The sequence below is a fragment of the Pedobacter frigiditerrae genome, assembly GCF_032678705.1.
GTDB classification, from domain to species: domain Bacteria; phylum Bacteroidota; class Bacteroidia; order Sphingobacteriales; family Sphingobacteriaceae; genus Pedobacter; species Pedobacter frigiditerrae_A.
Genome location: NZ_JAVTSS010000002.1, coordinates 1,639,056 through 1,658,310 on the forward strand (window position 1 = coordinate 1,639,056; position 19,255 = coordinate 1,658,310).

Below are 19,255 nucleotides of genomic sequence, written 5' to 3' on the forward strand. Positions count from 1 at the left end.
TCTATTTTAAGAGGTTAATGATATTTTCTGGAATACTGGAAATGTGAAATCCTAGGCTCGGAAGTATGTCTTCACGAATACTTTCGGAGGAAATGCCATTGGCTTTTAGTTCTAAGATACATTTTTCAAGATCCGTTAAAGCAATGTCATCCTTTTCCGGTATCCCCGTGAAATCACTGTCTTGGTGGGACTGTCTGATTTGGTTTAACTGGGTGTTGACCATCTTAGAAATGAGCTTAAAAAGGGAAAGTTGGTTTTCATCGAAAGTCTTATATAATGAAGTGAGGAGTGCAAACTCAGGGTTGAGTTTAAGTAGAATGCCTTTGTTTGATGCTGTGCGTTCAAAAAGCTGTGCATTATTTTGCTTATTTTTGCCATTATATTTTTTGATACCCCGATTGAAATATTCACGTTCGGCTTCAATTTTCAGCTCATCGATATATTGCTCAAATGCATTTTTAAGGTCGTGAGGGATAACAATCTGGGATTTTGCCACATTGAGGTGCAATAGGTTGTCTATGCTGTTGCCAACATCGACTCTGAGCCTAGCCAGCTGAAGCCTAGGTCCCTTTCGTATTAGTCCATTCCAACCGCCAAAAAGAATAATCCGGTCAGCGCGATAGATATATATGCCTTCCATATCGAGTAACCCGCGGTTTTTGGTTGTCCAGATAGAGTGGCGTTCCTTGCTTTCATTTACGCTTCTCGCCGGTAGGATAAAACCTTCCATGCGTATCGTGTCGGTGCTGAAATTTTTCTGCTTATATTCCATCGGCCGAAAATCTTTTTGTTCGGTCGGGAACGGGTTAAATGAATCGATACGGTTGTTGTTTATCCTGATCTGCAAAGGGTTCTCCTTATGTTCCATGAAACGGTGAAACACCAATGAAAGATAATCAGATGTTACTTCGGTAATTTGTTTTTTAAGCGCATCTTGGCGATTTTCCGAACTTAGGTATTCTTCATATTTGTACAATCCTTTCCATACCACTATTGTGTTTGCTTGGAAATTATCGAAGGAGTTCAGGTGTAAAGCACTCAACTCTTGGTACTCGCTAAGCATTTCCTCGATTTCTTCGGCGGTGTTTATTTTGAGTTTCCAACCTTCTTCTTTTAAAATTGCCACGTCCCAAGTCCTGGCCGAATAAGTTAAGGTGCCTTTCGGCCTAGATATCACAGAAAAACATCTTGTCTGGGAAAAGGATGCGGTTTTCATTCCCAACCCGAACCTACCAAGGTCGATCAGGCCACGAATGGCATCTGGGGACTTGCTAGGAAAACACATATTCTCTTTTAGCATTTTTTCGCTCATGCCTTTTCCATTGTCGGCCAAGTATAGCGTAAATGGTTCCTTATCCATTCGAATCATCACTTCTAATTTATTGGCATCGGCAGAAATCGAATTGTCCATTAGGTCGGCAAGCGCGGTTTCTAGGGTATATCCCTGCTCGGCGATGGATTTGATTAGGAATTCAGGATTTGGGCTTACATCTTCAGTTTGGTCTGGGTTTTCGTTTTTCATCTATAGAGCGTTAACGAGTTTTATTGATTTTCCTGCGCCACAGGTTCTTCAAGTTGTTGAAAAATATGTCCAACCACTCCAGCAATCTGGTAGGCCAAATAGGGAGGGACTGCATTTCCTACTTGGTGGAACTGGGATGTTCGTGGTCCGCAAAAATAGTAGTTGTCCGGAAAGGTCTGGATCCGGGCAGCTTCCCTGACCGTTAGGCTCCTACATTGTGTAGGATCGGGATGGATATAGTAATGCCCATCTTTCGAAATATGGCTTGTGATTGTCTTTGCTGCTCTCCCAGCTAACTGCACTCGGAAACGATCTGCGAATTTTTTATCGTCAACTCCTTCCTTCACATTGGAATGGGCCGGTAGAAGCTCAGTTGGGAAGTCACTGAGCTTTGGTGATTGTTCCTTGATATTGCCAAAGCACGCCACAAACATATATCTAAGAAGGTCACTGTCCATATGGGACCTGCAGGCGTGGTTAAGTACACCTTGGATCCGCGTATCCAAATACCAATCTGCAAGGTAACCTATTGCTAGCTCACCGGTAGGAAGGTAGTCGGCTCCTTTTCCAAATAGTGGGTTGTCCAACTGCAGCACATTTTGCCTTATATTGTCAGCGATCTGCTTGTCCATTTGGACTAACACCTGACTATCCAAAAGTCTTTTGATTACATTTTGCCAGTTTTCAAAGCTATCTTTGTTTTTTGAGAGTCCGCTGCGCAGGCGGGGCAGCGAACCAATTACAGATCTTACCGGAATTTCATCAGACTGTCCGATTATACCTGGATTAATATCTATATCATTTCGCACCCCCAAAAGGATCACACGGTGTCTAGTCTGTGGAATACCATAATGCTCGGCTTGGATAACAAATTGTTTTGGTTGATAGGTTGGATTTCCGTAGATGTCGAAACCTTCTGGCAAGTTCACCAGAGAGTATATTTTATAACCTGGACAAACCTGTTCTATACGGTAGTTCTCCGGAAAACATGCTGCAGGGTCACCCAAATCTTGCAGAATTTTTTGAAAAACATGGTTTTCAGTAGTTTCCGCTGAGAGTATTCCCTTTACATTTTCCATAACGAATACAGCAGGACTATGTTTTGCAAGAATCCTAAGGTACTGTTTATATAGGCCGACTCGTTTATCAGTACCTTCATTTAAAATGCGTTCCTGCCGTCTCGATCTCCCCACAAGCGAGTACGCCTGACACGGAGGTCCTCCGATCAACAGCCAATTTTGCTCACCATTGAGTACCGCCCTAATCCTTGTGTCCACCTCTTCGTCTGAAACGGCATTTTGATCCTTTTCATCTGGGTCTCCCAATGTCCCGCACCAAGCCTCTCTTTCAGCATGATCAGCTTGTTCCGGCCAATTAGCATATAGCTGCTCAATACTTAGTAGCCCTCTTATAAAACTATAGTAGTCATCTGGAACTTGGCCATGATCGAACTGCCTATAAAAACTTCGGAGCCTTAATGTTTCATGAGCAAGCGTGTCTTTTTCAATGGAAAGAGCGATTTTGAACACTCTTTGATTTTCTTCGTTTATTAAGGCCGAAAATCCTTCTCCCAGCCCACCAGGTCCCGCAAATATGTCAATTATTGGAACGGCCATATCTTTTTTAGTTCTTGATTGTTGAATTAGAAATTAGGAGTTAAAATTAACCAATAAAATGATGTACTGCAAGCAGAATTAAAAGAGCCATAAATCTCATTTTTATGTGGATAATGAAGGGCGCATAGTCAGTCAAATAGCACTTAGTTACAAGGTTGTCTTTTTATACGACAACTCTTGGCCTACACCTATTCCAGGATAACTTCTTCCACAAGTTTTAAACCATCCTTTATTGCGGCTTTAGTTTTTTGATCTGAATATAAAATGGTGTCGATGTCGACACTTTGTAAAGCTAGGCCAGGAATTTTGGAAACTAAAAATCTAAGCATCTCTTCACCGCGATTGCATATGGAATTTCTGTTCCATACCTCATAACGGGCGATCTGGATTTCGTTGTAGGATCCTGTTTGAAACCTATGTCTTTTCTGTTCCCAACTACGATTTCCCAATGACGAATTTTTCCCGTTTTTTAGTATGGTAAGATTACCTAAGGTATTCAACATGACTTTTACTCCATGATGAATGTGCTCCGTTTTTAGGGATATGGACACCTCATTGACTTTTTCATGCCAATTTTCAATAAAATGCTGCGGTATTATATGCTCTATAGTAGTGGATTCAAAATCTTCCAATGTTACTTTGTCATTTGTTTCCGCAAAGATCTTTTTCAAGTAATCTTCATATTCAAAAAGGAAGTATTTTAAGTTTCCCCACCTATGAAAACCTTTGGTCCCACGTTCGTAATTATAAAGACCATTGAAAAATTGCACCATATTTGCAGTAGGTACTGGGATTGCCAGAAGATTGTCCATGCGCTCCAATATTTCACTAATTGTGTATTCTGCGCGGAACAATTCTCTTGCCCAGCTCGCGAAGGTACGTTCGTCAATAACCCCAATGCCCTGGATACGGTTTCTAAAGAATATGGCTTCAAGTTTATTGAGTAACTCGATCAGCTGAGAGACAGTTAGGCTATGGCTCATTAATTGGGTAAGGAAAATTCTGATTTCTTTTCCTCTATTGAGTAGTAATATTTTGTTGAGTTGTTTTATTTTGGAATTATGTACATCGTACCATTTTGGTGCGAATGAGGAAAGGCTTTGGATGTAGGATTGTATTTTTTCAAATGTCACCTTTTCTTCTTTCGATCCAATTTCGTTTTCATATTGCTCAGGTCGATTGCAGAACATCTCGAATAATTTTTCTTCCGCTAGTTTTTCAGAAAAGACAGCCTCTTTGGGTGTTCTTAGTAGGGATAGGTGAGCTGATAAAAATTCATCTTCATCGAGTATGTTTTCAGGATTTCTGGCCAACCAACCATACATTACACCCCAAGATTGGTTGATTCTTTCGCGCAGATTTTTTCTGTCTTCTGTTGGTGACGGTAGCTTTTCGCAAAGGTGCATCAGTCTATTTTTTAGCTTTTCTAGGGTTGATAATGATTTGCCACGGTTGTTCATGGTTTCGAAAACCGCTTGGACGTCTAAATCTTTTTCAATCTCCCTAAAGTCAAACCTCAGTGCAGTAGTGATTTTTCTGAATAAGATTTCTCTCTCTGAATGCTCAATTTGCCCAATCTTTTCTGCAAAAAAGTTTTTTGCATAAGCCAAGTTCTTGCTGTACAAGTTGTAATGACTTTGATCAAATATAACGTTATCGTCTTCAAAAATCTTGTTAAGCAAGTAGGACTGGTTTCGATCAGAAGGCGAATAACTAAAGCGATAAATTTTGCTTTCGCCAGTTAGATTTGGCTTGTATAGATATGCTTTCTTCAAATCAGTACTTTCTTCGTTACAATATCCAGCTCCAGAGCGCTTTAGCAGCTCATAAAGCAGAATACTGATAGTGGTCAGCCGTTGTTGACCGTCGACTACACTAAAGAATGTTGTACCCGATAACCACTTTTCAGAATCAAGGGGCTCGCTAGCTTCAACATATATTGTGCCTGTGTAGTGTGGCCGGAATTCAGTTTCCTTAAACGGTATTTCTTGAATGTCGTCCCAAAGCTCACTTAGTTGTTTATGTTCCCATGAGTAGCCGCGTTGATAATCCGGTATCCTAAATATTTTTTGTCCAAAGAGTTCTGAGAGGTTAATTGCTTTCACTTATCGAAGATTTGTCTGATTTTAATTTGTCAATATAGGTGTTTGATGTCTCTTGGACAACTTGTGTTGAAAAGTATGGCGTAGATTATAATCGAAAATATAGGTGCTCAAGAAATTTGGTAAGCAACAGGATATTGTTTGTCCCAAAATTATATAAAATTAAAAGCTAAAAGGCCAATCTTTCGATAGGAAATTTTTCAATTTAATTTTCAATGAGATGTTTAACTTTGTGTCATAAGGGAAAATTTATGAATGATATTGTTGAAGATAAGCTAGTTAAAGAGGAAACTATATTTGTAACTTATTGCTCCGACAACAAAGAGCATGCTGACAAAGTGGAACGCTTTGTTGCTAAGCTACGAATGGAGGGTTATAACGCAACGATTGATCAAATACTGATGCAGGACCACTCCAGCATTGATTTTAGAGATATGATGCATGGCCAATTGCAGAAGGCAGATAAAGTAATCGTAGTATTATCCTCCGAATACAAAGCAAAGACCATCACGGAAAAAGGTGGTGTATGGATAGAGTATCAATTAATTAGGAAGCTAATTGATGAGGAACCAAAAAAGTACATTTTAGTATCATTTGACGGGTTTGGCGAAGAGCTAATACCACTTGCTTTCAAAGATAGGTTTGTTGTTGATTTACGGAATGCAGATAATTGGCAGAAATTGTATGCTAAACTAAATGATGAACCTATGATAACTTTGCCTGCAGTTGGATTAAGAAGGCCAAAAATAGTTGCACGTGAAATAGAGCCTTATGAGGTGGAGCCGACATCAGTTTCTAATGCCGTAGAAGATTTCTTACCTACTGAAGGCCAGGCAGTTGTTATAGAAGTTCCTGAAAACAAAATGCCTAAAATAACATATGTTTACAATGGAAGCCCCATTAAACCAATGTTTTTAACTGCCGCTTCTGAGACCTTAGCCGCCACCAGTTCTAAATTGTCATGGTCAATCTCAGTTAGAAGATTCTTGGACAAGGCAATTGAGTATGATGTTGATATCCCCCACACTAATGTAATCTTTAATATTGGTGCAGGAGGTAATAAACGTAGTGGTTTTTTAGACAATTTAAGAGCTTTTTCTCCAGCCCAGCAATTTGAGATTATGAATGAGTTTTGCGATGAATATCACTTTGAACCAAAAGTACCAGAGCTAAAAAGGAAATTGGTTGAAACTTATGGTAAGGCTGCGGAATAGATTTCGTGTTTCTGGTGAGATTTTACAGCCATCCCTACAATCACCGTATAAGAATTCGATATCATAGATTTGGCGAGCTATCTATTTTAATAGCTCGCCAAAAGTAAATATGTGCTGACGAATACTGGTTTTATTGCGAACTGAAAAGCTGATTTTAAGGCATAGAGACCTAAGCTATGGATTGTTGCTTTTATTCCTCAATAAAAAGCTATATATTTAATTAAATAATTAAAAACCGTTACAAATACATTATGGGATTTCTTTGAAGGCTTGTAACTAGTTGATAAACATATTGTTAGAAATGGGTGGCGTCCGTCTGTTAATCGGATGGGGTATTTTAGCCCCATAACAAAAAGCATTTATCAGCTTATAAGTTAGATAAGCTTATTTAGCTTGCATCCATCAAAAGTCATAGGCGGAAGTAATTAGACTATTGGCAGAACCATAAGCAATACCTAAGAATATTATTTCTAAACTAATCATTTACTTCGAAAGGTACATTAGCTTAGCTATTTTCTACGTTTTCTAGGGATTGCCATTATGCTTGACAAAAGATTAGACTTGAATACTGTCTAAATTTCTGCTTGTTAAATTATTTTCTACATTTGTATCGGATGAAATACCTAGCCATCATATTCTGTCTATACATGACGATGTTAACCCTTCTGCCCTGTCAGGATAGGGAGGATTTTACAGATGGCAAGGTAAGTAAGTCATCCGTCCAAAAAACAGCAAAAGGTGTTGAACATTATGGACAGGAAACATGTCCACCCTTCTGCACCTGTTCCTGCTGTTCGGTTTCACGGGATTTCATTCAGTCCAAGGCTGATAAGGTTATAGTTTACCATATTGAAATTCCCTACGGCGAATATCAAATGCCAGCAATTGCAGAGCAACCGCTAGACATTTACCAACCTCCGCAAATCTCTTAATACGTTTACATTTCTAAATTTTTGCCGCCAATTGATTGGACGGTAATTCTGTATGTATTAAATTCCATATTTCATGTTTGATAAAATCATATCGTTCTCCATAAAGAACAAAATAACTATTGGGCTGGCTACCCTGGCACTTATCCTTGTCGGGATATATTCTGCCTATCACCTTCCTATTGATGCACAGCCCGACATTACGAACAATCAGGTTCAAATTATAACCCAAGCCCCCAGTCTTGGCGCACAGGAAATTGAACAGTTTATCACTGCGCCAATAGAACTGGCAATGGCCAATATCTCGGGGATCGTAGAAAAACGTTCCATCTCTCGGTCTGGGATATCTGTGATCACCATTGTATTCCATGACAACATCGATATCTATTGGGCAAGATCACAGGTAAATGCACAGCTAAAGGAAGCTGAAAATTCAATCCCAAAGGGATTGGGCGAACCTATGCTTGCACCGATCACAACGGGACTTGGCGAAATCTACCAATATGTGATACATGCCAAGAAAGGCTACGAAGAAAAATATACAGCGACCGACCTGCGTACCCTGCAGGATTGGCTGGTGCGGACACAGCTTGCCGGAACCGTTGGGGTTGCCGAGGTGAGTGGATGGGGCGGCTATGTAAAGCAATATGAAATTGCCCTGGATAACGATAAGCTGAACTCGCTGGGCCTTACCATTCCAGAAGTTTATGAAGCCCTTGAAAAAAACAACGAAAATACTGGTGGCTCCTATATAGAGCAGCAACAGAATGCCTATTTTATCCGTGGCCTAGGACAGGTTCAGAACTTGGACGACATCAGAAAAATAGTAGTCAAAAACCGCAATGGTTCGCCAATATTGGTTCGTGACGTTGCTATCGTACAATTTGGAAGTGCCACTAGGTATGGTGCTGTAACACGGAACGGAGAAGGAGAAGTTGTAGCTGGTGTGACCCTCATGTTAAAGGGAGAGAATTTTAGCGAGGTTATCCAGAACGTAAAGGACAGGATGGCACAGGTACAGAAATCATTGCCCGAGGGCGTGGTAATCGAACCCTTCATTGACCGGACAGAACTGGTGGGCAGGGCAATTGGAACGGTTAAACAGAATTTGCTTGAAGGTGCACTGATCGTAGTCTTCGTACTGGTGCTGCTGCTAGGAAACTGGCGAGCAGGACTTGTGGTAGCCTCGGTTATTCCTTTGGCGATGCTTTTTGCATTTTCCATGATGCAGCTGTTCGGTGTTTCCGGAAACCTGATGAGCTTGGGAGCAATTGACTTTGGGCTGATCGTTGATGGTGCGGTAATCATTGTGGAAAGCGTGGTGCATCACATTACCACAGGACGATACCGAAAGGAAGGCATATTGAAACTTACTTCTGCACAGATGGATGTTGAGGTAAGGGACAGTGCCAGCAAACTGATGAAATCTGCCGCATTCGGACAGATCATTATCCTGATCGTGTATCTTCCCTTATTGTCATTGATCGGCATAGAGGGAAAGATGTTTAAACCAATGGCACAGACAGTGGCCTTTGCCATACTCGGGGCATTTATTCTTTCGCTAACCTATGTGCCAATGGCGAGTGCGCTCTTTTTGAGCAAGAACACTGCGCCCAAAAGAAATATTTCCGATAGGCTGATTGAGTTCCTGCAAAGAATTTATCAAAGCGCACTTATTAGAATTCTGAAAATCAAAAAAATAACGGTTGCCATTGTAATTGCAGTTTTTGCCCTTGCGATATGGGCATTTTCCAATATGGGTGGAGAGTTTATCCCGACGCTGGAAGAAGGTGACCTTACCGTAGAAATCTCGATGATGCAGGGAACCTCACTTTCCGAAGTGGTAAAGATCTTTGGAAAGGCAGAAAAATTGCTTAAAGATAAATTCCCGGAAATCAAGCAGGCAGTTACCCGTATCGGGAGTTCTGAAATCCCAACCGATCCAATGCCAATGGAAAAAGGTGACATGATGCTCTCCATGAAGCCAAAAGATGAGTGGACTTCAGCCAGAACAAGGGAAGAGCTCATGGAAAAGATGGAAGAAGAACTCGCCATTATTCCAGGAATAAGCGTAGAAATATCCCAGCCCATGCAGATGCGCTTTAATGAGCTGATGACAGGTATCAGGCAGGATGTGGCCATTAAGATCTATGGCAGCGACCTTGATATTCTTGCCCTGCAAGCCAACAAAATTGCAAAACTGATCGCTCCAGTTGCAGGGGTAAACGAGCCCTATATTGAAAAGGTAAATGGATTGCCACAAATCCAGGTTACCTATAACAGGGATGCAATGGCTCAATATGGACTAAATATCCAAGATGTGAACATCATTCTAAAAACAGCCTTCGCCGGCAATGTGGCAGGGGTGGTTTTTGAAGGCGAAAAGCGTTTCGATATGGTGGTAAGATTAAATCGTGATCTGAGGGAAAATATATCGGGCGTAGAAAACCTGTTGATTCCGTTGCCATCTGGAAACAAAGTACCTTTAAACCAAGTGGCTACTGTTGAATTTAAGGATGCACCAGCACAGGTTTCCCGTGAAGGCGGTAATAGGAGAATATACGTTGGCTTTAATGTAAAAGGTCGTGATATCGAAACTACGGTAAAAGAAATACAGGCAAAATTGGATAAAGAGCTTAAGCTGCCCAGTGGTTACTATACCACTTACGGTGGGCAATTTCAAAACCTGCAAGCGGCCAAAGAAAGATTATCCATAGCCGTACCAGCTGCCCTAATTTTAATCCTATTACTACTTTATGTAACCTTTAGATCGGTAAAGGATAGCCTTTTGATATTCACTGCTGTTCCACTTGCTTCAATGGGTGGCATTGCTGCACTGCTTCTTAGGGGAATGCCTTTTAGTATTTCTGCCGGTGTTGGTTTCATTGCACTTTTTGGAGTTGCGGTACTGAATGGGATTGTACTGATCGGTTACTTTAACCAGCTAAGGGACGAGGGGATGAGCGACATTTACCAAAGGGTAATGGAAGGAACAAAAACAAGGCTACGGCCTGTACTGATGACAGCCTGTGTGGCATCATTAGGGTTTTTGCCCATGGCATTGTCATCCAGTGCTGGTGCAGAAGTGCAAAAACCACTGGCCACGGTTGTGATCGGTGGACTGATCACCGCAACCCTGCTCACACTTTTTGTACTGCCATGTCTATATCTTTTATTTAACAGAAAGGAAACGATCAAAGTGAAAGTTCCAAAACCGATTGCAGTTATTTTATTGATTGGTGCTTTGATTTTTGCCCAGTCAGCTAATGCAAATGCACAACAAACTAAGCTTACACTGGACAGTGCCATTGCAAAGGCTTTGAAAAATAACCTACAAATCCGCACTTCAAGACTCTCGATAGAACAGGCCAAGGCGCTTCAGAAATCTGGTGTCGATATTCCCAAAACCGAACTGCTTTTGACCCAAGATCCAACAAGTGGAGGTAACATGGATAATTCCTTTGGGATTACCCAGAATATTGCCTGGCCCGGTCTATATAAAAACAATAAAAAGCTGCTGAACCAGCAAACGATATTAGCGGAAAGAAACAGCGGATCCGTTCAGACCGAGATTATCCGTAATGTTCGCATTGCCTGGTATAGCTATCTGTTGAACAGAGAAACCCTTCGTGTGCTAAATTACCAGGATAGCGTCTATAGCAGTTTCGTTAAAAAGGCCGAGATAAGGTGGAAAACGGGCGAAACTTCTAAACTTGAGCTGATCAGTGCCACGACCAAGTTTCAGGAAGTGCAGGCATTGAAAGCAAATGCGGAAGCAGAACTCAGCAATAGCGAAGCAGTCCTAAAACAGTTGTTGAATATTTCTGAACCTTTGAAGATAGCCGAAAGCGGTCTTACCATGCAACCAATTAATGAAAAAGAAAATACCGACCTTTCGTCAAATGCGCAGGCCCTGGTCGAGCTGCAGAACATAGAAGTTGCGGATGCGAGGTTAGCAGTAGAAAAATCCAAATCGCTCCCCGACTTTTCACTCGGCTACAGCCAACAGCTCATTATTTCTGGTTTCAATCCCGCAGGCATTTCCAGAACCTATTCCCCAGGAACTCGCATAGCAGGTTTTCAGATCGGTGTTGCAGTTCCAATCTTCAATGGTGCTGGCCGCTCTAGGGTAAGGGCAGAAAAGATAGCCATAGAGGTGGCCAGATCAAATTATGAGAGCCAAAAATCTCAAGTTGAACTCGCCTATGAGCAGGAACAGCAACATTATCTGACATTTAAAAAGCTTGTCGATTATTATACTAATTCTGGGATCAAGCTTGCGGATGAACAGTCTAGGATCGCACAGGTATCGTTCAATCTTGGAGAGATCGGTTATGTGGAATACATACAGCACATCTCTGGTTCTGTCCAAACCAAACTGGCCTATCTCGAAGCGTTAAGCCAACTCAATCAATCTGCAATTCAATTACAATATCTAAAAGGAAATTAATCATGCATACGTTCAAATTTAAATATATAGCACTATCTACCCTGTTAAGCTTAGGCCTGATGCTGGGCTGTTCTGGCGACAAGTCAAGCGAAACAAAAACTGAATCCCCTACAGAAGAAGCAAATCCAGCCGAAGGAGGGCTTGAACTCACTACCGCCCAGATGAAAACCGTGGGAATAGAAATTGGCAGCATCGAAGACCGGAACTTGGATGCCGTTGTAAAGGCCAATGGCCAGTTAGAGGTACCGCCGCAGAACAAGGCTGACGTTAGTATCCTTTCTGGAGGCATCATTACACGTATAAACGTGCTGGAAGGACAACAGGTAAGAAAGGGGCAGGTTTTGGCAACAATAAACAATCAGGATTTGATCAAGATCCAACAAGATTATCTATCTAGCAAAAATAGTTTTACCTATGTGCAGGCAGAATATGAGCGCCAAAAACAGTTAAAGGATGCTGGTGCAGGAACAGGAAAGTCTTTTCAGTCAGCAGAGGCTACCTACAATGCAGAAAAATCTAAGCTCATGGCCTATGAAAGCCAGCTCAGCCAACTTGGCGTTTCTCCATCCAGTATTGCAAAGGGAAAGATCATTTCACAGTTTCCTGTGATTTCACCAATCAATGGTACGGTTGGACAGATTACAGCAAATACAGGTGCATTCGTTCAACCTGGAACCTCGATTATGGAAGTGGTCGATAATTCAAAGATACACTGCGACCTTACTGTTTTCGAAAAAGATTTGATGGCGGTAAAAATTGGACAAAAAGTAAGCTTCCAATTGACCAACCAGGGCAATCAGGTAATAACCGGAAAGATCAACGGGATCAACAAATCTTTCCAGAACGAGACCAAAGGTGTAATCGTTCATGCGGTAATCGATAATGCGACCAAAAAGAACCTTATACCAGGGATGTACGTAACGGCATTGATCAGTACGGGCAGCCAGATGACGCCATCGTTACCCGTTGAGGCCATTGTCCGCTCGGGAGGCAAACAGTATATTTTCATTGTTTCCGACGATAATAAGGATTCAAAGACGGGTACATTCCGTTTTGTGAAAGCTGAAGTGAAAGCCGGCGTTTTAGAACTTGGCTATATTCAGGTTACGCCTTTGGAAGAATTGCCGAAAAATACAAAAGTGGTAACTAAGGGTGCATTTTATCTGGAATCTAAAGGTGCTGGTGGAGCGGAGGAAGAGTAAAATGAAAGAGCTTGAGCAACGACTTATTGATAAACAAATCAATCCAACCGCTATGCGCTTGGTAGTCCTGGATTTTTTGCTTGGCCAATCTTCAGCCCAGAGCCTGACCGATATGGAACTGAAAATGGTTCGTACCGATAGGGTAACACTTTATCGAACGATCAGGACTTTTGAAGAAAATGGGTTGGTGCATCGTATTGAAGATGGAAGTGGCATAACCAAGTTTGCACTTTGTGCAGCTGGATGCGATGTAAAGGGACACCACGATCTTCATCTGCATTTTTATTGTACGGTATGTAAGCAGACCCATTGTTTGCCAAAAACTATGATACCAGAAATCAGCTTGCCCAAAGGATACCAATCCTTAGAAACCCAATTGATGGTCAAGGGAATATGTAGAGAATGTGGAATCTAATGTTTGCAATACGATTGCAATCGTATTGGGGTTAGATTTGTTATTAATAAAAAATATGAACAATCAATTTAAAAATATCGAACTGGAATTGAAAGATCTTAAGCCTGCCGTTAGGAAAAAGGCACTGGAAATTTTGAATGCTATGCCAATTGAAACCGGGATGGATCAAAAATCGGCAATAAAAAAGGCGATCGAGCAGGCAGAAAATTGGTTTATGGATTCAGAAGGATAAATTAAAAATACTGTTATGGAGGCTACTACAAAAAAAGAGACCAAGAAAAATGCTAAGCATACGGTGAAGAAACCGAATACTTCGGCAAAAAAAGAGGCGGCAGGGCATACGCACGAGGAAAATGAAGGGAAAGATGAACATGACCATGGGCATTCCGATCCTAACGAGCCCCAATGGAAACAACATCTGGGATTGCTTATTGGGCTTTTTATATTAGTCTGCGTGCTGGTTGCAGATTACGGTTTTGGCATTAAGCTTTCCAAATGGGTTTCCCTTGGCGTAAACAGTGCGGCATTTCTACTGGCAGGTTGGGGTGTGCTCAACCTTGCTTTCAGAAAAGCAATTAGGGGCGATTTCTTTAATGAGTTCGTGCTGATGAGTGTTGCCACGTTGGGCGCTTTCTATATCGGTGAGTATTCGGAGGGTGTGGCGGTGATGGTGTTCTATTCCATTGGGGAATGGTTCCAGGATTCTGCGGTAGATAGGGCAACGGCAAGTATCAAAGCGCTTTTGGATATTAGGCCAGACGAGGTAACGGTAATCAGGGATGGAAAAGCACAGGTTATCCCCTCGGCTGAGGTTTCTCTTGATGAAACGATACAGGTTAAGGCTGGGGAAAAGGTGGCGCTTGATGGTGAACTTTTATCGGACAAGGGTTCTTTCAATACTGCGGCACTTACAGGTGAAAGTCGCCCTGATAGCAAATACAAGGGTGAAGCTGTGCTTGCAGGAATGATCAATCTGAACACCGTTTCAGAAGTTAAGGTAACGGCATTATTCAAGGATAGTAAACTCAGCAAAATACTAGAGCTGGTGCAGGATGCTTCTTCCCGTAAATCCCAGACCCAGCTTTTTATTTCGAAATTTGCGAAGATTTACACGCCAATCGTATTCTTTTTGGCATTAGCACTGGCGCTTGTTCCCTATTTTGTGGTAGAGAACTATGTGTTCAATGACTGGCTGTACCGAGCTTTGGTTTTCTTGGTGATCAGTTGTCCATGTGCGCTGGTGGTCTCTATCCCGCTTGGATATTTTGGGGGAATTGGATTGGCATCTAAAAATGGGATCCTTTTCAAGGGAGGAAACTTTCTGGATGTGATGACAAAGATCAATACCATCGTGATGGATAAGACAGGAACATTAACCAAGGGTGTATTCAAGGTGCAAAAGGTAGTTCCTATTGGTTTTACAGAGAAACAACTGGTGAAGTTAGCAGCGGTGCTGGAAAAGAACTCTACGCATCCAGTTGGACAGGCAATTATTGAATATGCCGGAAAAGCAGCAGATGGTGAAAAGGCAACTGGCGTGGAAGAGATATCTGGTCATGGTCTAAAAGGCAAAGTTGATGGTAAGGATGTATTGGCCGGAAACCTGAAGCTTTTAAAAAAATACAAGATAGATTACCCAAAGGAAGTAGAAGACATTGTTGAAACGATCGTTGTTATTGCTGTCGATAAAAAATATGCAGGTTATATTACCATCGCGGATGAAATAAAGGAAGATGCCGCTGAAGCAATTAAACAGATGCATTCCTTAAACATAAGAACTGTTATGCTTTCTGGAGATAAACAGGCAGTGGTGGATTATGTAGCGAAAAAACTGGGTATCGATAATGCATTTGGAGATTTATTACCAGAAGGTAAAGTTGAAAAAGTAGAGGCACTAATTAAGGAAGGAAGACATATTGCATTTGTTGGGGATGGGGTCAATGATGCTCCAGTTATTGCCCTTGCTGATGCAGGTATTGCAATGGGCGGGCTGGGCAGTGATGCGGCAATTGAAACGGCTGATATTGTGATCCAGAACGACCAGATTTTAAAGATTGTATCTGCATTGAAAATTGGAAAATTAACACGCAATATTGTTTGGCAAAATATTATCCTAGCCATGGCGGTGAAAGTGGCAGTGCTATCATTGGGAGCTTTTGGCGTTGCCAATTTATGGGAAGCAGTTATTGCCGATGTGGGGGTTGCATTCCTTGCGATACTGAATGCAATAAGGATTCAAAAGAAAAAGATCTGATCACGCGAAGCTGTGCATAAAAAAACTACCAGATCATCGAAGCAGAAAGCCAAAAGAAAGCGTTCAACAGCCTATATGATAAAAACGGTATTCTTTTGGATCATGTGGATTGTACTTGGTGCTGCGGCCGTTATGAAACTTTTGCATGTGTTTAATATGCATGTTTTTAATTAACAGCGTATCCTTGGAAGCTTGTTTTTTATGATGATGGAATAATAGACAAAATAAAAGAAGCCGGGAATTTTAAATCCCGGCTTCCTGTTCCTATTTACAGGTCTTTTTGCATTCTCCTGATGCCTTACAGGCCTTGCTACAGGTATCCAGGCAATTTGGCTTGCCACAGGTCTTTGAACATTTTGTACAACTGTTCATCTTGCTGTTACAGCAAGGGGTGTTGGCATAAGAAATAGAGGATATAGACGATAGCATCACCATGGTGATGAAAAGAAATTTTTTCATGATCTTGATTTTAAATGATTAATAATATTTACCTACAGGTAGATGTACTGAAGTTATTATTAAACTTTTGGAGGATGCCAGCCAATCTGCGGATAGCCTGTGACGATACCGATAGTCGAGAATAGAATAGGTTTGTCCGTAGCTAAGTCAATCTGATCCAGTAATAACAATTGTTCTGTAACGACGAAACCGCAACGGCCACAGGAAGCCATTCTGTTGCAAGCCTTGCTATCGCAACCCTTATCCTGCTGTGTGTGTTTCCCATGATTACAGGAAACTCCCTTACAGCAAGCTGCAATCGAAGTCGATTGCGTAACGCTTCCATTTCCATGAAGGGAAGAAAGGAACAATAGACAAGCTGCCAGAAAATAAGCGATCGGCTTCATAATACAAATAACGTAATTTCAGATTGATAAGTTTCCATTTCTATCAAATTATTGATGGCTCATTGTAATTATGACAAAAGCAGGTGAACTGGATCCAAAACAAAAGCATGTGCTTAAAAGTGATGTCATGGCTTATTGATCCAGCTTTGCAGTTCTCAGGCGTAGGGAATTCAGAATGACAGAAACAGAACTAAGACTCATGGCAAGTGCAGCTATCATTGGTGATAGTAAAATTCCAAAAAATGGATATAGAAGTCCAGCGGCCACAGGTATCCCCAATACATTATATCCAAGGGCGAAATAGAGATTTCCCTTAATATTACCCATTACTTTGTGGCTTAACAATCGTGCTTTTGCAATCCCATTCAAATCTCCCTTTACAAGGGTAATTGCAGCACTTTCAATAGCAACATCGGTTCCTGTCCCCATAGCGATACCAATATCTGCCTGCGACAATGCTGGGGCATCATTAATGCCATCGCCAGCCATAGCTACCTTTTTTCCTTGGGCCTGTAGTTTTTTGATTTCGTTCAATTTATCCTCTGGCAGCATCCCAGCTTTGAAGCCATCTAAATTCAAGGTTCCGCTAACTGCCCTTGCAGTATCCTCATTGTCGCCAGTAAACATAATTACCTCCAAGCCTTCATCCTGAAGTTTTTTGATAGCGGTTGCACTGGATGCTTTGATTTTATCAGAGATTACCACAAAACCAACAGCTTTATTTCCAACGGCTAAATAAGAGACCGTCTTGCCTTGTTTTTGGGCAGCTTTGACCTGCTCTTGCAATTCGGGATCAATTTTGGCCTTAACGTGTTCCATTAATTTCTGATTACCCAAAGCAAGTTTTTCCTCCTTCAATGTGCCAGTTACACCTTTGCCGGTTACCGCTTCAAAATTTGAAATTGGTTGAGCCTTTACTTTGTTTTCTTCTCCGTAACGTAATGTTGCCTGCGCTAAAGGATGTTCACTGCTACTATTTAGCGACACTATTCTTTCAAGGACTTCCTTTTCATCAAAATCCGGATTTACACTAACAACGCTTTCAACTGAAGGTTTTCCTTCGGTAACCGTCCCTGTTTTGTCAATGATCACTACATCAATGGCGTTCATTTTTTCAAGGGATTCCGCATTCTTGATCAATATGCCAGACTGGGCGCCTTTACCAACACCAACCATTATAGACATTGGCGTAGCGAGACCCAGTGCGCATGGACAGGCAATGATCAATACGGCAATGGCATTTACAAAGGCGTATACATAAGAAGGTTCAGGCCCATAGATTGCCCATACGATGAACGTTACTATGGCAATCAATACCACCACAGGCACAAAATATCCCGAAATCCTATCGGCCATTTTTTGGATAGGTGCTTTTGAACGACTAGCGGAATTAACCATTTCAATGATCTGGGAAAGCAGGGTTTCCGAGCCTACCTTTTCGGCAAGCATGACAAAGGTCTTGTTGCCATTGATGGTTCCTGAACTGATTTTGTCCCCAACCTTTTTCTCGACCGGAATAGGTTCTCCAGAGATCATGGATTCGTCTATGACGGCTTCTCCTGTTTTGATACTGCCATCGACAGGTATTTTTTCACCGGGCTTTACCCTGAGCAGGTCTCCCTTTTGGATGTCATCTATGGAAACAATTGTCTCTTTGTCCCCTACAATCCTTGTGGCTGTATTTGGTGCCAATTTCAATAATTCTTTAATGGCGCTATTGGTCTTGCCGTGCGCACGAGCTTCTAAAAGCTGGCCGAGCAAGACCAAAGTCAAGATCACGGTTGCCGCTTCAAAATAAACATAGACGGTACCATCATGGGTCTTGAACTGGTCTGGAAAAATATCGGGAAAAAGCAGGGCCACAAGGCTAAATAGCCAAGCGACCCCCGCACCAATTCCAATTAATGTAAACATATTTAACTTCCAGGTGACCATCGATTGCCATGCACGCTCAAAGAACACCCATGTTGCATAAAAAACCACCGGCATAGAAAAGACGAATTGAACCCAGTTCCAATATTTCAGTTCCATTAACTTAAAGATCGGATTACCGGGTATCATTTCTGACATTGCGATTAAAAAAATGGGAACGGTAAAAATGGTGGCAATCCTAAATTTACGTAACAAGGTCACGTAGGTTTTATCTTCCTCTTCCAAATTAACACCCAGCGGCACCAAATCCATTCCACATATAGGGCATGCACCAGGCTGATCTCTAATGATCTCGGGATGCATAGGACAGGTAAATTGTGTTCTTTGTTTTAATTCAGGTTGCTTTAGTAGATCCATCCCGCAAACTGGGCAATGACCTGGTTTATCATAGGTTTTATCCCCTTCACAATGCATGGGGCAATAGTATACTCCGCTAGTTTCATTTTCATGAGCCTTTAATGGAGCATTATCATGGCGATGATGGACAGAATTAGAATACTCCTGATGCCCGTGATTATGCATTTGTTTATCCTCGGTAATCTTATGCGATCCTGACATTTGGATCGTGTAATTTCCAGCAGCGGAAAGAGTTTCTTGCAATTTTTCGATTGGAATGTGCTTATCCATTGTGATTGTTGCTTCCGCAGTTTCCAAGGTAACCTTTGCAGAAACACCACCAATCCCGTTCAATGCGTTTTCAACCTTTGTTCTACAACCCTGACAGGTCATTCCGGTTATTTTATAAATATGCTTCATAACGTGATGATTTTAATA

At 41.6% G+C, this 19,255-nt stretch carries 11 protein-coding genes; 7 read left to right on the plus strand and 4 right to left on the minus strand.

Annotated elements, in window-relative coordinates; genetic code table 11:
• Position 1: 1 nt before the first annotated feature.
• The 3 genes from R2Q59_RS17720 to R2Q59_RS17730 all read right to left on the minus strand — a co-directional run bounded on the left by R2Q59_RS17720 (position 2) and on the right by R2Q59_RS17730 (position 5,243).
• A complete protein-coding gene (locus R2Q59_RS17720; RefSeq protein WP_316786640.1) occupies positions 2-1,522 on the minus strand; it encodes an ATP-binding protein in 1,521 nt (506 codons plus the stop codon).
• 20 nt (positions 1,523-1,542) lie between these two features.
• Positions 1,543-3,138: a DNA (cytosine-5-)-methyltransferase gene (locus R2Q59_RS17725; RefSeq protein WP_316786641.1), complete on the minus strand. Its 1,596-nt coding sequence runs from the start codon at positions 3,136-3,138 to the stop codon at positions 1,543-1,545.
• Positions 3,139-3,326: 188 nt separating this feature from the next.
• Positions 3,327-5,243, minus strand: a complete 1,917-nt coding sequence (locus R2Q59_RS17730) for a DUF262 domain-containing HNH endonuclease family protein (protein WP_316786643.1) — start codon at positions 5,241-5,243, stop codon at positions 3,327-3,329.
• Positions 5,244-5,491: 248 nt separating this feature from the next.
• Between R2Q59_RS17730 and R2Q59_RS17735 the strand changes: the two genes are divergently transcribed.
• The 7 genes from R2Q59_RS17735 (at position 5,492) to R2Q59_RS17760 (ending at position 15,704) form a co-directional block, all read left to right on the plus strand.
• Positions 5,492-6,454: a toll/interleukin-1 receptor domain-containing protein gene (locus R2Q59_RS17735; protein ID WP_316786645.1), complete on the plus strand. Its 963-nt coding sequence runs from the start codon at positions 5,492-5,494 to the stop codon at positions 6,452-6,454.
• Positions 6,455-7,068: 614 nt separating this feature from the next.
• A complete protein-coding gene (locus R2Q59_RS20605; protein WP_410478924.1) occupies positions 7,069-7,386 on the plus strand; it encodes a DUF6660 family protein in 318 nt (105 codons plus the stop codon).
• A gap of 73 nt (positions 7,387-7,459) precedes the next feature.
• Positions 7,460-11,833, plus strand: coding sequence for a CusA/CzcA family heavy metal efflux RND transporter (locus R2Q59_RS17740; RefSeq protein ID WP_316786647.1), 4,374 nt, complete (start codon positions 7,460-7,462; stop codon positions 11,831-11,833).
• Between the two features lie 2 nt (positions 11,834-11,835).
• Positions 11,836-13,035: an efflux RND transporter periplasmic adaptor subunit gene (locus R2Q59_RS17745; RefSeq protein ID WP_316786648.1), complete on the plus strand. Its 1,200-nt coding sequence runs from the start codon at positions 11,836-11,838 to the stop codon at positions 13,033-13,035.
• Between the two features lies 1 nt (position 13,036).
• The gene (locus R2Q59_RS17750) at positions 13,037-13,450 is read left to right on the plus strand and encodes a Fur family transcriptional regulator (RefSeq protein ID WP_316786649.1); all 414 of its coding nucleotides are present in this window, start codon (positions 13,037-13,039) and stop codon (positions 13,448-13,450) included.
• 55 nt (positions 13,451-13,505) lie between these two features.
• Positions 13,506-13,682: a hypothetical protein gene (locus tag R2Q59_RS17755; RefSeq protein WP_316786651.1), complete on the plus strand. Its 177-nt coding sequence runs from the start codon at positions 13,506-13,508 to the stop codon at positions 13,680-13,682.
• Between the two features lie 15 nt (positions 13,683-13,697).
• Entirely contained in the window at positions 13,698-15,704 is a 2,007-nt protein-coding gene (locus tag R2Q59_RS17760) for a heavy metal translocating P-type ATPase (RefSeq protein ID WP_316786652.1), read from the plus strand.
• A 977-nt stretch (positions 15,705-16,681) separates the two neighbouring features.
• Here R2Q59_RS17760 and R2Q59_RS17765 read toward each other — a convergent pair.
• Entirely contained in the window at positions 16,682-19,237 is a 2,556-nt protein-coding gene (locus tag R2Q59_RS17765) for a heavy metal translocating P-type ATPase (RefSeq protein ID WP_316786653.1), read from the minus strand.
• Positions 19,238-19,255 lie beyond the last annotated feature (18 nt).

Coding starts and splice junctions, on each gene's coding strand:
- R2Q59_RS17750 (WP_316786649.1), top strand. CDS start 13,037: ATGAAAGAGCTTGAGCAACGACTTATTGATAAACAAATCAATCCAACC.
- R2Q59_RS17725 (WP_316786641.1), bottom strand. CDS start 3,138: ATGGCCGTTCCAATAATTGACATATTTGCGGGACCTGGTGGGCTGGGA.
- R2Q59_RS17755 (WP_316786651.1), top strand. CDS start 13,506: ATGAACAATCAATTTAAAAATATCGAACTGGAATTGAAAGATCTTAAG.
- R2Q59_RS17760 (WP_316786652.1), top strand. CDS start 13,698: ATGGAGGCTACTACAAAAAAAGAGACCAAGAAAAATGCTAAGCATACG.
- R2Q59_RS17735 (WP_316786645.1), top strand. CDS start 5,492: ATGAATGATATTGTTGAAGATAAGCTAGTTAAAGAGGAAACTATATTT.
- R2Q59_RS17720 (WP_316786640.1), bottom strand. CDS start 1,522: ATGAAAAACGAAAACCCAGACCAAACTGAAGATGTAAGCCCAAATCCT.
- R2Q59_RS17765 (WP_316786653.1), bottom strand. CDS start 19,237: ATGAAGCATATTTATAAAATAACCGGAATGACCTGTCAGGGTTGTAGA.
- R2Q59_RS20605 (WP_410478924.1), top strand. CDS start 7,069: ATGAAATACCTAGCCATCATATTCTGTCTATACATGACGATGTTAACC.
- R2Q59_RS17740 (WP_316786647.1), top strand. CDS start 7,460: ATGTTTGATAAAATCATATCGTTCTCCATAAAGAACAAAATAACTATT.
- R2Q59_RS17745 (WP_316786648.1), top strand. CDS start 11,836: ATGCATACGTTCAAATTTAAATATATAGCACTATCTACCCTGTTAAGC.